Source organism: Desulfovibrio simplex, from assembly GCF_055387835.1.
In genome coordinates, this window is sequence record NZ_AP042377.1 from 1,615,267 (window position 1) to 1,631,725 (window position 16,459).

Sequence of the window (16,459 nt, forward strand, 5' to 3'; positions counted from 1 at the left end):
TGTGTTTACCCTGCAAGCGGAGTCTCATAAAAACGTCACCGTTCTGCGCTATCTGGGCGACATGCTCTTACCTGATGTTCCCCAGTTCAGCCGCCAACTGGAAGCACACCTTCTGGCCCCTGGCATCAAACAGGTGATTCTGGATCTGAGCCACGTTGGCAAGGTGGACTCTTCCGGGCTTGGAGTGCTCGTAAGCGCCAGTACCAAGAGCCGGGGGCACGGCAGAAGACTGGTTCTCCTGACGCCCGCGCCCCACGTAGCGGAGCTTTTGAAAAAAGTGGAAATTGAGGGGTTTTTTCCCACTTTTGACAGCGAAGAGGAATTGAAGGGCTATATTCCCGACGCTGCGGACTGACCGCCCGGGCGCATGCTTACAGGCTTTACGGATGGTGCATGGTGCAATACTATCTGCGGCATTACTTCAATCCCGATTTTGACCACCTCCACCTCAAACCGGGCGGAGAGAACGGTTCTTCTGACGTCTATAGTCTGGGGTATGTCCAGAACGCTATTGACGGTCAGGTGCTCGCTGAAATCATCCCCCTTGAAGACGCCGGGCCGGCTCCCGACCCCCGCTTTATGCTTGACAAGCACAAATTTCCGGCTGGCCCCAACACCCGCGTCGATCCCCAATATCCCAATTATCTGCTCGCTGCCGCCAACGGCTACGTGTTCTATCTTGACGGCAAAATCACGGTAAAATGTCTGCTCAACGTCCGTCAGGACATCAGCTTTCAGACAGGCAATATTTTCTTTGTGGGCGACATGGCCATTCACGGCTCCGTGCGGGCCGGCTTTTCCGTCCAGGCCAACAATGTGCGCATAATGGGCATGGTGGAAGGCGGCGTGGTGCGCGCCCGGCGTAATCTCATGATTGACGGCGGCGTGCGGGGCGGCGCAGGCCAGCATAGCCTGGTGGATGCCGGAGGCAAGCTGCTCTCCCCGTTTCTGGAAAAAGTGGAGGCCCGCGCCCGCGACAATATCGTTATTGACAAAAGTTGCCTTTATTCCACTGTTTATGCCGGAGCCAGCATCGTCGTCCGTGAACTTGCGTACGGGGGCATCATCAACGCCTACGGCAGCGTTTATGTCGGCAAGCAGCTTGGCAACAAGGCTGGCATTCCCACCAAGGTATACCTGGGTTACGACCCGCTAAGCATCCGCCAACTGGAAAAAATCGACAGCATCATCGCGCAGCAGTCACAGACCATTACCCACCTCAATGCCGTTGCCGGACACCTGCCGCCCGAAACCAATGAAACGAGCCGTAAATTGCAGGCTCTTCGGGCGCAGCGCCAGCAGCTCATCAAGCGACGCAACGATCTCTGGGCTCGTCTTTCCCTGGACGAAAACTATATGCACAACTGCCGCCTGCTGGTGCCGGGGCGCATCTACCCTGGCGTGGAACTTTCCATCGGGCGCGCCTTCCTCACCATTGACAGCATCTACGACAAGGTGGTGTGCCGTCTGGTTGATAATGAAATTATCATCGAGCATTTACAGCACTCTCACCTGGGCGCGCCTCAATGAGCCAGCCAGGTTCCCTGCCAGACCAATATTCATTTCGGGCAATCTTTCCCTGTGGCGAAAACGTAGCCCCCGATGCTGCTCCCGTTGATCTGGAAGCCGTCAGCAGCGCCCGCAGCTTCGCCATGCTTTCACCGGGCGGCCCGGAAAGAGAAACAGCCATTATCCTGGCGCTGCCTGATGAACAGTTGCGCGACGCCCTGCCGGTGCTCCTCGGCTGTGGCATGGGGCATGCCCTGAAGCTCTTGCTTGAGCGCTGTAGAGGCCCCGTGGCCGTTGTGGAAAAAGAACGTGAAATCCAAAAACTTAGCGGCGTTATTGCCGCCCTGCCCTCGCAAGACCGCCAAAGAGTGCAGCTTGTCTCCGCCATTGACGTGGATGAAGCATTGCGCCAACTGACCCACTGGCAGGCACAGCATAACGACTTGCGCCTGTTGCCGCTGCCCCTTCCCTTCTATCTGCGCCTTGACCGCGCCTACTACGGCCGCCTGCAGAAAGAGCTTGCGGCCAGCGCCCAGTTCGACTTCTGGAGCCGGGCCACAGGGCCGCGATTTACGGATGCGCAGCCGCGCGTACTTCTGCTCACCAGCAAATATTTTCTCATGGGCGAAGTAGAGGGAGCGTGCCGCAGGCTTGGTCTTGAGTACAAACTTGTGCATATCAAGAACGACACCCTGGCCTGCACTGATTTTGTGCAGCAATTGCTGGAAGCCGTGGTATCGTTCCGCCCGGACTGCTGCATCACGCTGAATCACATGGGCGTGGACGTTGAAGGCGTGCTCATGGACCTGCTCGCCCGTTTGCAGCTGCCCCTGGCCTCATGGTTTGTGGACAATCCCCACCTCATCATCCACCTGTATTCCCGTTGCGTCAGCCCCTGGACAACCCTGTTCACCTGGGATGCGGACAATATCGAAAGCTTGCGGGCGTCAGGCTTTGAGCATGTTTTCTATCTGCCCCTGGGCACGGATCCTGAACGCTTTCATCCCGACAAAGGCGCGGATGCTCCTGCTGCGTGGCAGGCGGATCTCTCCTTTGTGGGAAATTCGATGGTGTACAAAGTGGGCGGGCGCCTGAAGCACGGACGCTTTCCCCGTGCCCTGCTGCTCCCCTTCAATGAGGTTTCACAGGCTTTTATGGAGAGCGAGCAGCGCTCTGTGGCCGACTTTCTGCGCGATGCCTTTCCTCAGGTATTTGCCCTGTATGAAGCCCTGCCAGATAATGAGGCAAGGCTTGCTTACGAAACCGCCGTCACCTGGCAGGCCACGCGCCTGTACCGCAATGGCTGCGTGCGCCGCCTTTTGCCCCTGAAACCGCTTATTGTGGGTGATGACGGCTGGAAGGCGGAATTCAGGCACGAGCCTGTCCAACCGCGCTATCTGGACGCGCTGAGTTACTATACCGACCTGCCGCGCTTCTATTGCCGCTCGCTGGTGAATTTCAACTGCACCAGCAAGCAGATGAAAGGGGCGGTGAACCAGAGAATTTTTGACGTGCCCGCCGCCGGAGCCTTTGTTCTTACTGACTGGCGACCTCAGATGGAACAGCTCTTTGAACCGCATGAAATGATCTGCTACCGTGAGCCTGATGAAGCGCCGCATCTGGCGCGGCACTATCTGGCCAACCACACCGAACGCAAGACCGTCGCCCTGCGGGCGCGCAAGCGTGTTCTGGCCTGCCATACCTGGGCCCACCGCCTGCAAACGCTGCTACAGCACATGCGTCAGGTATACGGAACCCCTGCCGCCAAAACTTCCCCGAGGCACAGGGAGCGCGCATGAGCGCAGACCCCATACTTGTCCTTCAGATGCACCGGATGGGGGACCTGATTCTTACTGTCCCTCTGCTCATACACCTGCTGCGTCATCGCCCTGAGCACGAACTGTGGGTCACAGCCGAACCACAGTTTTTTCAGGGGCTCATGCCCCTTTTGCCCAACGTGGTTTTTTTCCCGCCAAGTCATTGCAATGCACTGGCCGAGCGTCATTATGAACTGGCCATTAATCTGAGCAGCCGCCCGCAGGCTCTGGACTGCCAGGCGCGACTCAAGGCGTCCCGCAAGCTTGGGCCGGAACTGCTGGCAAAAAACAGCGTACCCGGCTGTTTCAGCAATCAGCATGTCCGCGGCTACTGGCAGTTGTACCGGGCCGCCCTGACGCAAAATAACTGGAACAATTCATTCCACTGGGCTGACCTGCACCTGCTGGACCTTTTTACACATCCCGACCTGTCGGGGGTTGCGCATCCACGGGCAAAGGCTGCCGGTACAAGGCGCGTTGGACTGGTGCTTGGCGCGAGCGAAGCGGCCAAACGGCCGGATGTTGATTTTTGGGCAAGACTGGCGCGCCGTCTGGCCGCAGAAGGCGCCCTGCCACTGCTTCTTGGCGGCCCTGCGGAACAGAAAATGGGGCGTGAAGTGGCCCGTAAAGCCGGACTGCACGGCGCTGACCTGTGCGGACGCCTGTCTCTCAAAGACTTGGCGGCGCTCATGAGCACACTGGATCTGTGCGTCACCCCTGATACTGGCCCCATGCATCTGGCGGACATGACAGGCGTGCCGATTCTGAACCTTTCGATGGGGCCGGTCCATGCCCGTGAAACAGGGCCGTCGTCTCCAGGGCAGTATGTATTGCGCGCCGCCATGAGCTGCGTCGGCTGCTGGCAGTGCCATCGCAACCAGCTTTATTGCAAGCAGGCCTTCACGCCACCCGGTGTGGCTGCCCTGATTTTGAGCCTGCTGCAGGCGTCTGAGCGTCCGGCTGTGCCTCCGGGTTTGGCCCTGTCCCGTACCGGACGCGACGCTCTGGGGCTGCACAGCCTTGAAAGGCTGGATGCTCCGGCAGAAAAAAGTTGCCGCCCGCTGCTGGAAGATTTCTGGCAGGCCGTCTTTCTTTTTCTCTATGACCCCGACCAGCGCGTTTTACTGGTACAGAGGCTCGAAAAGCTGCATGCCGCCTTTCCTCGCGTGACGAAAAGCATTACCACGGGCCTTGCCGCGCTGTGCGGGCAGTGCGCGCAACATCTCAGGATGTCCAGATCAGGCTTGCCGGGCGGCTTCTGGCGTTCTCAGCCGCCCGCCATACGTCTTTTTACAGGCTACCTTCATATGCGCTTGCAGAATGATGGCTATTCCTCCCATGCCTGGAACAACGCGCTGAAAACTCTGGACGAAATCAGTTCTTTTTTCACCCGGTTGCCCTGAGAATCTTTCCTTCCGCCAGCATGGCCCAGCTTTTACGGCCTCGTCCTCTTTTCCGCCCAATCCCGGCAATACTTGCCTCCGCCGCCGGGCACAAAATTCGCAACATTATAATATAATTTATTTTTTATTTTGGAACACTCTTTGAATGGGATGGGCATCAAGGAGTGCATGATGCAGATTATTCCCACCAGCGCCGGGGCATTCGATGCCATCATCAGCAGCAGCAAGGAAAACTCTTCCTTTGCGGACTTTTTCGCTTCCGTGCATGACGCTATCGACAGCATGCAACAGGGCAAAAATGTTTCAGTAAGTTCGGCGCTTGAGGAAGAGCAGCCCGCAGCCGCTGCGCCCAAGGTGCAAAGCCCCTACAGCCGCGCCACTACAAACGGCGTAACATACACGCTGGATGAGGTGTGCTTCACCAAGCAGGAGCTGGCGCAGTTGCGCTACGACCTTGTGAAGGCCGGAGCGCCAGAAACCGCCCTGAAAAAACTTGATGCCCTGGCAGGACAGCCCGACGGCGCAACGCTGGCTCAGGTTATGGCCAGCCTGCAGACCTTGAACGGCGCTCCTCAACTCAGTGATGACGATAAGGCCCAGATCACGTCGCTGCTCAAAAAAATAGACTCTTCGGGCGTTCTGGATGCGCGGGTGCAGCAGCTCATGGCCGAAGGCAAGGGAGAAGCGGCGCTCGGCACTGTCTATGCTTTTGTTTCGCAGATGGACGCCACCACGGTTCTTGAGGTTGGCGCGACGGAAGCCCTTGCCTTCGGACGTGGGCTTGGGCTTGACTCCTCAAATCTGCAGACGCTGGCCAACAGTTTTGGCGGCAACAGCGGCGTTAATCTTCTTGTGGGGCAATTTTCCGCCCTCATGGCTCCTGCAAGCGGCTTTTTCAATGAACAAAAGAGCTCTCAAAAGCAGTTGGACGCCGCCCTGCAAACGACCTTGCAACCCCTTGTCAGCAAGGCCCGCGCCCGTACGGAAAAAGAACGTCAGGCGAGCGCCCTGCGCATAAAAGAAGCCCAGCAAAGCAAGGTTCTCATCAGCAAAACGGTATCCAAGAACAGCCGTCAGATGCTGGACGAGACGTTGAATGCCGCTGGCAACGAAGGCGCAAGGTCCGTTGACGCCGAAAGCGTACTGCGCCAGAGCGACGCCATAAGCAGAAAGCTTGACGGCAGTCAGAGCGCTGGCATTGGCCATGCAGGCAGCCAGGACGCAAAAGCCACTGCTGACACAGGGTTTTCCAAGGCTTCTTCCAACAGGGAGCAGGCAGCCAACACGCAGGGCGTCACCAACAGACGATCCGAGGACACTCCCCTGACGCGTACGGCTGATGAGCGCCAAAACGATACAGGCCGCCGTCACACAAGCGAAAATCACCAGGACGCCAATGCCGATACTGGGCGTGATGCAACATGGAGTGAACTCACCCGCAAAGTTGAAACAAGCCCCCTCTTTACCATGCGGCAGGACACTCAGGTCGCGGCCTCAATGATGCAAAATCCCACTGTTGCCGTTGGGCAGGCCGAAGCCGTTTCGCAGCCCGCACCCCTGGCCAGATACGTTGGGCAGCAGGTTGAGCAGGGCCTGCTTTCAAGTGCCCGCAATGGCACCACCCGCCTCGACCTGCAATTGCACCCGCAGGAACTGGGGGCCATCACCCTCAGCCTCAGCCTGCGCAACGGCGAAGTCAGCGCGACCATACGCTCGGAAAAGACTGAAACAGCCGAAATAGTCACCCGTCAGCTTGAAGCCATCCGCACCAACCTTGAACAGCAAGGGCTTAAAGTCGACAAGGTAGAGGTGCAACTGAACTCCCGCCAGCAGGACGAAAATGCCTGGCAAAACCTGGATCAACACAACTCATGGCAGGAAGAAGATGCCCGGCGTGAAGAACTTGCGCGGTTAAAACAACTTTCAACAATGCGAAACTCTTCAGATAATCATGAAGACACCATTTTGGAACAGCCTGTGCATTCTTCTGCCCATGCGGCAAGATATGCCACCCGTTCATTAAATGTGGTGGCGTAAAAACAGCCGAGCGTGAGGAACAAGCCATGGCCAGCAGCATAACAACGTCACTGAACCAGACCAACAATGAGTTCAATACCGCCCTGAGCAAACAGAAGGGCAGTAATCTGGACAAGGACTCCTTCATGCTTTTGCTGGTAACGCAGTTCAAGTATCAGGATCCGTTGAACCCGATGGAAGATAAGGAATTTATTGCCCAGATGGCGCAATTCTCCAGTCTCGAACAGCTCATGAACCTCAATACGAGCATGCAGGGGCTTACAGATGCCACCAACAATCAGCAAATGATCAACGCCACGTCGTACATTGGCAAGCAGGTGACGGTTACGGGCAATTCCATAGGCAAGACGACCGACGAGACCACCAAGGAAGTCACCATAACACGTTTCCGGTACGCCCCTGAAAATAATACCGTTGGCGGCACCATCACGGTTCGCGATGCCGATAACAATGCCGTCTACGTTGAAGAAATCAGCGCCAAGAACAAAGGCACGACTTACGAATTCTTATGGAACGGCAAGAACACTGACGGCACTGTGGCAGGCGATGGCGTATACACGGTCAGCCTTGTACTGCGCGACAGCAACGGGGACGCGGTTCTTTCTGACCAGGTGGTGGACGCCAAGGTAACAGGCGTTGTGACTGATAGCGGCGTGGTCTACCTCGGCCTTGAGGGCGGCCAGCTCATGCCCCTTGCCAATGTACGCCAGGTCATGTTGCCCGCGACTACAGCCGCAACTGAGGACAAGGATTCCGGCACAAGCACGGGCACCGATACAGACACCGGAAGCGGCACTGCCACCACGAGCAGTAAGGTAGCCAGCAGCGCAGCAGCCATCAGTAAGGCAGCCAGTGATGCGGCAGCCAGCAGCGCAGCGGCCATCAGCAAGGCAGCCAGTGATGCGGCAGCCAGCAGCGCAGCAGCCATCAGCAAGGCAGCCAGTGATGCGGCAGCCAGCGGCAAGAGCCTTCTTGATGACGTCAACATCGGCAACATCAATCTGAGTGACGTGCTTTAACGACAGTAAACCGGTAAAAAGAGCCAGGCCAGCGCACGCCAGCGTGCCCGCTCAGAAAAAAGATATCCCCCTATCCAAGACACGGAGGAAGTTATGGGTCTTTCAGCCAGCATGTGGACAAGCGTTTCAGGCCTGCTCACCCACGGCCAAAAAATGAATGTGGTCGGCAACAATATAGCCAACGTGAGCACTCTTGGCTTCAAGAGTCAGCGTATGGACTTCAACGATTATCTGTACAGGAGCATAGGCACCACCAGCGGCACCAACCAGATCGGCGCGGGAGCCGGCGTGTACGCCATCCTGGGTGATTTTTCGCAAGGGTCGCTTGAAACCACCAACTCAGCGACTGACCTTGCCATTGACGGCAACGGGTTCTTCCAGGTGCGTAAGCCCAATAGTGAGCAGATGTACTACTCACGCGCTGGCGACTTTTATTTCAACAAAAACCGTGAACTCCAGAATCCTGAAGGCTATTTGCTGCAGGGATGGAAGGTCAATAACGAAAAGAAGCTGACTTTCAACAACGGCGCGACCAACCTTGGCAACGACAAACTGAGCAAATCAGCGTACGTTGGCTCAGGCACCCCCACCGACATAGTGCTGGACAGCTGGAACATCATCCCCCAGCAGACCACCAATGTCACCTTCACAATGGGTCTTACCAATGATGGCAATGGCGATCGCACCACAAGCTCCACCAGCCCCATGACCGCACTCTTCGATCTGTGGAATGGAACAAGCAATCCCCCAATGGCCGATACCGCCTATGCCACGCAGTCCACCATTGATGTTTATGATGAAGGCGGCGGCACCCATACACTGACGGTCTACTATGACCAGGTTGACGCCAGCAAGACAGATTCCAGCGGCAATACCATATACAACATCAAAGGATTGCCCGCCGGGTACACGGTGTATGAATATCTGGTCACCATTCCCCCTTCGCAGGACAACCGCAGCTTTGGCGGCGCAGGCTACGACGAGGCCACCAACACCTGGACTACTGAGCCGACCAAGTTTTACAACGACCCCACGGCTGGCACCAATAAGAATGCGGGTGTGCTCATGAGCGGCGTCATGATCTTTAACGCCAGTGGCCAGTTGGTCAACCAGACCGCCTACACCTATGGCGCTACGGAAACTCCTGCCGCCAACGATCAGGTGGCCGTGGATCCCTCGCTCAAATCTTCCTGGCAGCCAACCAAAGTATCCAGCAACGGCCTGCCGGTTTTTTCCGCCAACTTCACGGGACAGCCCCTGTCCAACAGTGTGAGTGAAACCATGTCCAATGGCGGGGGAACTCCTGTAAGCCAGGTGCAGAATTACATTACAGAACTGGACTTCGGCCTCAAAAGCATGGGCACTCCTACGTGGACAAATAACACGACATCACTCGCCGATCTCGCGGTGCACAGTCCTACTCCACCGGCCACGACGCCTCCTCCGTATGTCGACTATTCCAATGTTCCCATTATGGGCAACGCGCAACGTCAGGAATACGCCAGTGTGGCCAATACCACGTCCTACACCGTACAGAACCGCACGCAGGATGGCTATGCTTCAGGCACATTGAGCAACGTGAGCATAGATAACTCCGGCGTCGTTCACGGTGTCTATTCCAACGGCAAAACCTTGCCCCTGTATCAGATCGCCATGTACGATTTCCAGAATTACCAGGGCTTGTACCGCGAAGGCGGCAACCTCTTCTCTGCTACAAATGATTCTGGCGAACCGCGGCTGGGTGTGGCGGGCGACAATGGCTTTGGCACGACACGGGCCTACAACATCGAACAATCCAATGTGGATATGACCACAGAATTCGTGCAGATGATTTCGACCCAGCGTGGCTTCCAGGCGAACTCCAAGGGCATAACCACGGTGGACACCATGCTGGAAACCGTTATCGGCATGAAGAGATAGCAGGCAAGCTGTTTGAAAGGATGGAGGGGGCGGCTCAAGCGCAGCCGAAAGCTAACCTCTCCACGGCGTTGGGGATAGCGCTGTGCCCTTTCGTTCCGTGCAGGCGTCGGCCATTACGGCCGACGCCTTTTTGTAAATCAGCACCACCTGCTAGAGGGTGGTGCTGATTTTGTATGGAACCTTCAGGCCAGCGCTATACGGCGATTTTATATCGGCAGATGGCCTTTGAGGGTGAGCGTCCTAAAGGAGCTGAGCAAGTCCGCCTCTGCGTGCAACGACGTGGATACCCCGCGCTTACGCCTTGATATCAAACGCCTGCCCAGGACAGTTGCCAGAACACTTTCAAGCAGTTTCAAAGTGAAATTACCTCACTGTAAAGCCTGCTCCGGGCAATGCGGCCCCGCCTGTCAGCCCCTGACAACACTTTGTGTAACATGACGAAAAAAATTGTAAATTTCTGCTTGACACTTTGCCATTTTTTCACTTAAAAGAACACCTCACAGCGCGTCCCCATCGTCTAGCCGGCCCAGGACAACGGCCTTTCACGCCGTCGACAGGGGTTCAAATCCCCTTGGGGACGCCAATTTTTGGTTTATAAAGAGCGGCAAGGTACAAAATACCTTGCCGCTCTTGCTTTTTAGCGATTCGGGCTTTCTTCCGAATCCAGCCAAATCCAGGCTAATCCAAGAGCTTTGCGGGTATTTTTGCGGATATCGAAATGCGGTAGTAGTTCGATATCCGTTTTTTCTTTTAATGCTCTGAAATATAAAAGCATTATTGTCCAAGCGGGTATCCTTAAATCCACACTAATTCAAGGAGAACCGACATGGCATTGACCGATTTTCAGATCAAAAATTTGAAGTACACTGGCAAGCCCATGAAAGTCGCCGACGGCGGCGGCCTGTACCTCTACCTGTCTGCTTCCGGCAAAAAACTCTGGCGTCTGGGCTACTATTTTGAGCGCAAGGCAAAAGTGCTCAGCTTTGGAGAATATCCGGTAGTCACCCTGCAAAAAGCCCGTGAAAAGCGCATGGAGGCCAAACAACTCCTGGCTGACGGCATTGATCCTGCCGCGCAGAGAAAAATCGTCAAAGAAGAGCAGATATCGGAAGTGAAGGACATGTTCCGGAATATCGCCCAGGAATGGTTCGAAGCCCGGACAACCGACTTCACGGAAAAGCACCGGGGAACGGTCATGTACCGCATGGAGAAGTACATTTTCCCGGTCATCGGCACTGAACACATCGCCCGGATGGAAGCCCTGGATATTCTGAAGGTCATCCAGCCCATTGAGCAGAAAGGCCAGAATGAGACCGCCCGCCGCCTGCTGCAAATCATCGGGCAGATCTACCGTTTTGCCGTGATCACAGGACGGGCCAAGCGAAATCCGGTCACAGACCTTTCCGGCGCGATACGCCCCAGAAAGGTCACGCACAGAGCGGCCATCACCGAGCCGAAAAAGGTGGCCCAGCTTCTGCGCAATATTGATGACTATGACGGCTATTTCCCCATCGTATGCGCTCTAAAGCTGGGGCCGCTGGTCTTCGTCCGCCCAACCGAACTTCGAGCCGCAGAATGGAGCGAGTTCGATTTTGAAACCAGCGAATGGCGCATCCCGGCCACGCGCATGAAAATGAAGCAGATACACATCGTGCCGCTCTCCAGGCAGGCGGTGAGCATCCTGAAAGAGCTGCAAGAGTTTTCAGGCAGCGGAAAGCTCCTTTCCCCTTCCATCCGCACTGTAACGCGCCCGCTGGCCGACGCCACCGTGCTCAACGCCATACGCCGTATGGGCTACGCCAAGGATGAAATGTGCATCCACGGTTTCCGTTCCCTGGCTTCCACTCTGCTCAACGAACTCGGCTACAACCGGGACCGGATTGAGCGCCAGCTTGCCCACGGTGAAAGGAACGACGTGCGTTTTACACTCCAGGACCTGCACCTGAGCTTCCGTCAGCACAAGGCCTTCCTCGGTGGACTTCTTTTCCAGGGCGCGTAGGCGCTGTTTCATGGATGCCAGCCCATGTCGCATCCAGATGGAACGCACACTGGGGGAGAAACAAATACACCTTGTTTGCGCAACTTGTTACTGGCCCGCACTTGCCCGTGGGTGGGAAAATTGATGGCAAAAGTGGTCACGGCGGCTTCCGTGGCTTCTTCAACTGACGCGGCAGGCCTTGGCTATGTTGCCGAGTTCGGCGGCGAGATTCAGAAGTCCGGTCTTGTGTTTGATGACGTCTTGAATGATGACGGTTCATCCCCACGCCTGTGGGGAACACTAATCCGCGACGTGCGCAGTGATGAATCTGTGCGGTTCATCCCCTCGCGTGTGGGGAACACAGTATAGTCATGGGATGGCCTCTGGCAAAGGTTTTTAGCTTGTCCATGCATATCCGCTTTACGCGGGTGGGCCATCCCATCCTTTACATCTGCATTTAAACCAGTCTGGCAATGTGCTTCATGCGGTCACCAGGAAGCAAAGCCACCGGCGGCACATCAATCAGCGTATGGCAACCGGGAGCAAGGCGTGTGGTGGCCCTGGCGCAGGATACCAGTACTTGTGCCGTCAGGGCAGGGTTGTCTATGCGCATGTCAAAGCTCAGGCGCTGGTTGGAAGTACTCCCAGAGGCGCCGATACGCTCCATGAGTACGCCGTGCGAGTTGTCAGCCACAGAATCCAGCTCTTCCTGGCTACTTACTTCGCGGACATCCAGGGGATCGCTGCTGAAATAGGGGTCAGCGGCGATCCGTTGTTTGATGTCGGCAAAAGAGGCCCCGGCAGCGGGAAGGACATACACCAGCCGTGAATGTTTGCCTCCGCCGACAGGAATTGTAATGGAGCAGGCATTTTCCACTCCGGCAATAGACCTTGCAGCTACGGAGTGCCCCATGGAGCGGCCACGCCCGAAGTTGGTAAAGGTCGTTCCTACCGGGGTCATGGCTTCAAAAAGCGCGCGCAGGACCGAGTCCGTCCCTGGGTCCCACCCCGCCGCTGTTATGCACGTCCGGCCAGATGCCTTGGCCACCTGATCCAGCTCTGCGACCAGCTGGGGAATTTCCGAATGAATATCAAAACTGTCCACGGTATTGATGCCCTTTTCCATGTAATGCCGGACATCTGCAGGAACATTGCGTGATGGCCCACAAATAACTGCAACATCGGGTTTGCCCTTGGCCGCCATAAGGGCGTCAATGGAAGCATAGTCCGGCAGCCCCCGCAGAGAAAATGCCTGCGTTCCCAAAGACGGGGCGCGCCGCACCACGCCCAGGCAGTCAAAATCCCGGGCGCTTAGCAGGCAGTCTATGACGCCTTTACCGATATTGCCCAGGCCATGCACAGAAATTTTAATTGGATTCATGTGTTGCCTCCCATGATGTTTACTTTCTTGTGGTGTATGGTGCGCACTCCAATAAACCTCGGGGCCATGCGCGGAACCGAAACAGATCGCCCAGCCGTAACTGATTACGGGGCATATTCAACCATGCCCATGAACTTTCAGACGAGAAAGGGAACCTACTGGCGTAAGTTCCCTCATGGAAAATTTTTTATGTCTGTAAACCGGGCCGGGAAACGTGCCTATCCGAACCGTGAACCGCGTGGAAACGTTTTAAAACACGTATCCCCGGCATGCCGACAGACGCGAAGAATTGTCGGCTAAAACCGGGTGCGTGTCCATTGCTTTTTCACCTGATGAAGCGTTGTCTGTTTACTGGATTTTGCATCTCACGGATGCCAGGAGCCCAGCTACTGCGAAAATTTCAAATAATTTTATATAATTATTTTAGCGCTGATTGCCAAAAAAGCATGTGCACTGCCTGGGGTGGCGGATATCGTACACTGTGCAACCAGATGCGGCATCAATGGCGCTGGCCCGGAACGATCAGACCAATATGCCTGTACTGCTCGGACAGATATTGCACAAGATGTGCGCGCAAGATGGTATTTTTTTCGGCAATAATTGATTGCAAATCAGGAATAATTTCAGATGTTCTACGTGCAGACAAATTAACAGCAAAAAATAATTTATAACTATGTTTATTATTATACAACAATGAATGAGTGGCATTCATTATATGTGTAATGCCATAACAGTATGCGAAACCGGCAGATTTGGCCTTCCCCATTTGTCGATTCAGCTGTACATTGACAAAATGATTAGTTGGTTAAATTTAAGGCCCACAAAGATCGTTTTTAGGGGATTAGCATCATGAAACTGCCATCATTGCCTCCAATATTAAAATTTCAGGTTGTCGTTAAAACCCTGGCCGTTCAAGCGTCTATCTTATTAGGCATCTTGTTTCTGTTCTGGGGTTTGCAGCGCGCGTATTCAGCGATTGACGCCACAACATTTCCGGAACCCATGCCCATACCTGCCGAGGCGGACAAACTGCCGGAAATCGAGAAAGGAAAAATCCTGCTGGATTCCATTACCTTCCAGATGCGGCGCGAGTTGAATTCCACCTTTGGCTGGAGCCTCAACGACATCATTTTTAACCGTTTTGTAATGGACAATCGCGCCTACCGTCAGTATGGCGTATACCACGCAACCCGGTTTCTCCTTGACCTCTATTCCAGCCAGATAGCCAAGCTGGGCAGCAGTGACCGCGAGAGCGAGTTTTTGTACAAAGCGCGCATCAACAGCTTTGCCATTGATCCGCGCAGCTTCATGCTCCCCTCCGCCGAAGGCTCCTACAAAAAGGGCTTCAAATTGCTGGAGGATTACAAAAAATCACTGGACAACGGCACTGGCGTGTTCAACTGCCGCTCGGATGACCTGTATGCGTCCTTTGTGGCCGTAACCGGCGAAAATATGCTGGGGTATGCGTTGGGACTGTTGCAGAACGCACAGGACATGCCGTTCTACACGCTGGATAACCGTATTTATGAAGTGCAGGGCATTGTGCTGGTTCTGCGTGATTTTATACACACCCTGTACATGCTGTATCCGGAAATACGGGCCAAAAACAATGAAGAAAACATGGTTTCCGCCATGTCGTATTTGACCCGCATCTGTGACTACGATCCTCTGTACATTACGTCGTCCTTCAACTCCGGCGAGCTGGTTTTGTCGTACCTGCTGTTTGCCAAAGCCCGCCTGGAGGATATCCGTAACAGCATTCGCATGTAATATCATGACGCAAAAAGGCTGCGGAGAATTTACAGAAAAATTCTCCGCAGCTTTTACATGCTGTCATGCAACACATTTATCATATGACAGTACAAATTAGCTGATGCGCAGCGCGTTATTTATGTTTTCAACAGAATCCAGCCGTCACTGACGGCTGGATTCTGCGTTTGGGGGTCCGCTCTCCCGGCATGCCTGCATATGCAGGTCAGGATTGATCCTGTGGCTTGCAAAAGATGTCGTCCCTATTGCCCCGCAGGAAGGAAGGCAAACGGCGCTGTTTCCTTGAAATGCGCCGAAGCTTCCCCGGAAAAGATTGCCCCGTTCTGGAGAGTCAGCTTTTTCACCTGAGCTCCAGGCTTCAGATCCAGCTTGTCCATAGAAACCCAGAAGGTGTTGGGGCTGGTGGCAGAGTCAAAGTAATAGGTCAAATTTTTCTGGTCGGCGATGGAGCGCCAGATGGTCGAAGAGATATTCGGCTGGCCGGGAGTGGTGATGCCAAGGGGCACGCTTACCGCGCGCTGAAGGCTGATCATGCTGGCAATGGCCTGATTATTAAAGTTTTTTCCGGGAACGGCATCAATGTAGTTTTTGTCCACAGCCTTGGGGATGGCATCAAGAAAGAACGAGGCACGGGCAAAGCGGTCAGCCGCGCGGTTGGTCCCCGGCAAAAAAACCAGCCCTCCAATTTCCTTCCAATAGGCATTCAGGGCAAGCTGCTGATCATAGCTCGGCGAGTTGGTCATCACGGTGTAGCCCTTACCGTGATGTATGACCAGTTTACCCTTGATATACTCAAAAATGGCCGAATCGCCTGTAACATCGGAAATCGCCAGATGCATTGTGCTTGCGGCCCCATTGGGCAGTTTTGGAGCCGCGATCTGAAAGGGTTCGTTCTTGAGCGCGGCTACTGTTTCCGCAACAGTGGCGAAATTGTCCAAAACATACTGAGCCCAGGTCGCTATGGAGATGACGGGTTTTTCAGGATCCAGCTGGCCATAGTCTGACTCCGCCAGATACAGGATGCTGGTCACAAGCCCCTTTTCATTCATTCCATCCGTTGTCCCCGCATCATACCCGGCGGCAGTGACGCTACCGTACTTTGATACCCAACGCACAGATCGGCTTCCCGCTGCTCCATTTTTATTCATCCCTGCCGGAAAAGCCCACAGGTTGGTGCCCATGTCTTCCTTCCAGTCCATATTCCGGCCTGTAATGACGACATTGCCGTCGGCAGAGACGTACAGCGTCCTTGTACAGGCCAGCACAGGTTCGCAAGAAATTGCCGCAATCAAAAGCAAACTGATCGCGGACGAAACCCACCTGAATATCTTTATCTTATGGATCATAGAACGCTCCTGTGAGCAGGTGTTGGTGATAAAATAAAATGCGGGACGGCATCGAGGCAGGCTCAGTTGCCAAAAGCAAACTTGGCCACATTGGCGAAAACAGGCACAGGGGCAGCCCGCAAAATAACCATCGCAGTAACCAGTCCAAAAATTAAAAATAAAAACAGCTATCGTCAAACGTAATATCTTGTTTTGAGTACCCCTTCGACCAAACAAAATATGGCTGACAACAAAGAGCAGACACATACAAAAGCCTTTGAAAGCGGCATTGCCAGGAAC

11 protein-coding genes, 1 tRNA gene and 1 pseudogene are annotated in these 16,459 nt (G+C 54.9%); 10 read left to right on the plus strand and 3 right to left on the minus strand.

What is annotated here, in order from left to right:
* Position 1: 1 nt before the first annotated feature.
* The 9 genes from ACZ5DH_RS06540 (at position 2) to ACZ5DH_RS06580 (ending at position 11,704) form a co-directional block, all read left to right on the plus strand.
* Complete coding sequence (locus tag ACZ5DH_RS06540; protein WP_464256277.1) at positions 2 to 355, plus strand: STAS domain-containing protein; 354 nt, start codon at positions 2 to 4, stop codon at positions 353 to 355.
* 38 nt (positions 356 to 393) lie between these two features.
* Entirely contained in the window at positions 394 to 1,530 is a 1,137-nt protein-coding gene (locus tag ACZ5DH_RS06545) for a FapA family protein (protein ID WP_464256278.1), read from the plus strand.
* Complete coding sequence (locus ACZ5DH_RS06550; protein ID WP_464256279.1) at positions 1,527 to 3,308, plus strand: CgeB family protein; 1,782 nt, start codon at positions 1,527 to 1,529, stop codon at positions 3,306 to 3,308. Before ACZ5DH_RS06545 ends, ACZ5DH_RS06550 begins: the two co-directional genes overlap by 4 nt.
* Complete coding sequence (locus ACZ5DH_RS06555; protein ID WP_464256280.1) at positions 3,305 to 4,729, plus strand: glycosyltransferase family 9 protein; 1,425 nt, start codon at positions 3,305 to 3,307, stop codon at positions 4,727 to 4,729. The genes ACZ5DH_RS06550 and ACZ5DH_RS06555 overlap by 4 nt, the downstream gene beginning before the upstream one ends.
* A gap of 168 nt (positions 4,730 to 4,897) precedes the next feature.
* Entirely contained in the window at positions 4,898 to 6,766 is a 1,869-nt protein-coding gene (locus tag ACZ5DH_RS06560) for a flagellar hook-length control protein FliK (RefSeq protein WP_464256281.1), read from the plus strand.
* Between the two features lie 26 nt (positions 6,767 to 6,792).
* Positions 6,793 to 7,785: a flagellar hook assembly protein FlgD gene (locus ACZ5DH_RS06565; protein WP_464256282.1), complete on the plus strand. Its 993-nt coding sequence runs from the start codon at positions 6,793 to 6,795 to the stop codon at positions 7,783 to 7,785.
* Positions 7,786 to 7,878: 93 nt separating this feature from the next.
* Positions 7,879 to 9,705: a flagellar hook protein FlgE gene (locus ACZ5DH_RS06570; RefSeq protein WP_464256283.1), complete on the plus strand. Its 1,827-nt coding sequence runs from the start codon at positions 7,879 to 7,881 to the stop codon at positions 9,703 to 9,705.
* A 506-nt stretch (positions 9,706 to 10,211) separates the two neighbouring features.
* Positions 10,212 to 10,288: transfer RNA gene (locus ACZ5DH_RS06575), tRNA-Glu, on the plus strand.
* A gap of 243 nt (positions 10,289 to 10,531) precedes the next feature.
* Positions 10,532 to 11,704: a tyrosine-type recombinase/integrase gene (locus ACZ5DH_RS06580; RefSeq protein ID WP_464256284.1), complete on the plus strand. Its 1,173-nt coding sequence runs from the start codon at positions 10,532 to 10,534 to the stop codon at positions 11,702 to 11,704.
* Here ACZ5DH_RS06580 and ACZ5DH_RS06585 read toward each other — a convergent pair.
* Together ACZ5DH_RS06585 and ACZ5DH_RS06590 are read right to left on the minus strand one after the other, a co-directional pair.
* Positions 11,627 to 11,953: pseudogene (locus ACZ5DH_RS06585) on the minus strand (IS481 family transposase); the annotation flags it as partial. The gene ACZ5DH_RS06580 and the pseudogene ACZ5DH_RS06585 overlap by 78 nt on opposite strands.
* Positions 11,954 to 12,140: 187 nt before the next feature.
* A complete protein-coding gene (locus tag ACZ5DH_RS06590; protein ID WP_464256285.1) occupies positions 12,141 to 13,064 on the minus strand; it encodes a diaminopimelate dehydrogenase in 924 nt (307 codons plus the stop codon).
* Positions 13,065 to 14,066: 1,002 nt separating this feature from the next.
* Between ACZ5DH_RS06590 and ACZ5DH_RS06595 the strand changes: the two genes are divergently transcribed.
* Entirely contained in the window at positions 14,067 to 14,834 is a 768-nt protein-coding gene (locus ACZ5DH_RS06595) for a DUF2333 family protein (RefSeq protein WP_464256286.1), read from the plus strand.
* Positions 14,835 to 15,076: 242 nt separating this feature from the next.
* Here ACZ5DH_RS06595 and ACZ5DH_RS06600 read toward each other — a convergent pair whose 3' ends face one another.
* Positions 15,077 to 16,426 carry a linear amide C-N hydrolase gene (locus tag ACZ5DH_RS06600; RefSeq protein WP_464256287.1) on the minus strand — a complete coding sequence of 450 codons (1,350 nt, stop codon included), beginning with the start codon at positions 16,424 to 16,426 and terminating at the stop codon, positions 15,077 to 15,079.
* Positions 16,427 to 16,459: the final 33 nt, after the last annotated feature.

Excerpts from the sequence above, each read along its gene's own strand:
- ACZ5DH_RS06545 (WP_464256278.1), top strand. The coding sequence starts at position 394 with ATGGTGCAATACTATCTGCGGCATTACTTCAATCCCGATTTTGACCAC.
- ACZ5DH_RS06550 (WP_464256279.1), top strand. The coding sequence starts at position 1,527 with ATGAGCCAGCCAGGTTCCCTGCCAGACCAATATTCATTTCGGGCAATC.
- ACZ5DH_RS06555 (WP_464256280.1), top strand. The coding sequence starts at position 3,305 with ATGAGCGCAGACCCCATACTTGTCCTTCAGATGCACCGGATGGGGGAC.
- ACZ5DH_RS06560 (WP_464256281.1), top strand. The coding sequence starts at position 4,898 with ATGATGCAGATTATTCCCACCAGCGCCGGGGCATTCGATGCCATCATC.
- ACZ5DH_RS06565 (WP_464256282.1), top strand. The coding sequence starts at position 6,793 with ATGGCCAGCAGCATAACAACGTCACTGAACCAGACCAACAATGAGTTC.
- ACZ5DH_RS06570 (WP_464256283.1), top strand. The coding sequence starts at position 7,879 with ATGGGTCTTTCAGCCAGCATGTGGACAAGCGTTTCAGGCCTGCTCACC.
- ACZ5DH_RS06580 (WP_464256284.1), top strand. The coding sequence starts at position 10,532 with ATGGCATTGACCGATTTTCAGATCAAAAATTTGAAGTACACTGGCAAG.
- ACZ5DH_RS06590 (WP_464256285.1), bottom strand. The coding sequence starts at position 13,064 with ATGAATCCAATTAAAATTTCTGTGCATGGCCTGGGCAATATCGGTAAA.
- ACZ5DH_RS06595 (WP_464256286.1), top strand. The coding sequence starts at position 14,067 with ATGCCCATACCTGCCGAGGCGGACAAACTGCCGGAAATCGAGAAAGGA.
- ACZ5DH_RS06600 (WP_464256287.1), bottom strand. The coding sequence starts at position 16,426 with ATGTGTCTGCTCTTTGTTGTCAGCCATATTTTGTTTGGTCGAAGGGGT.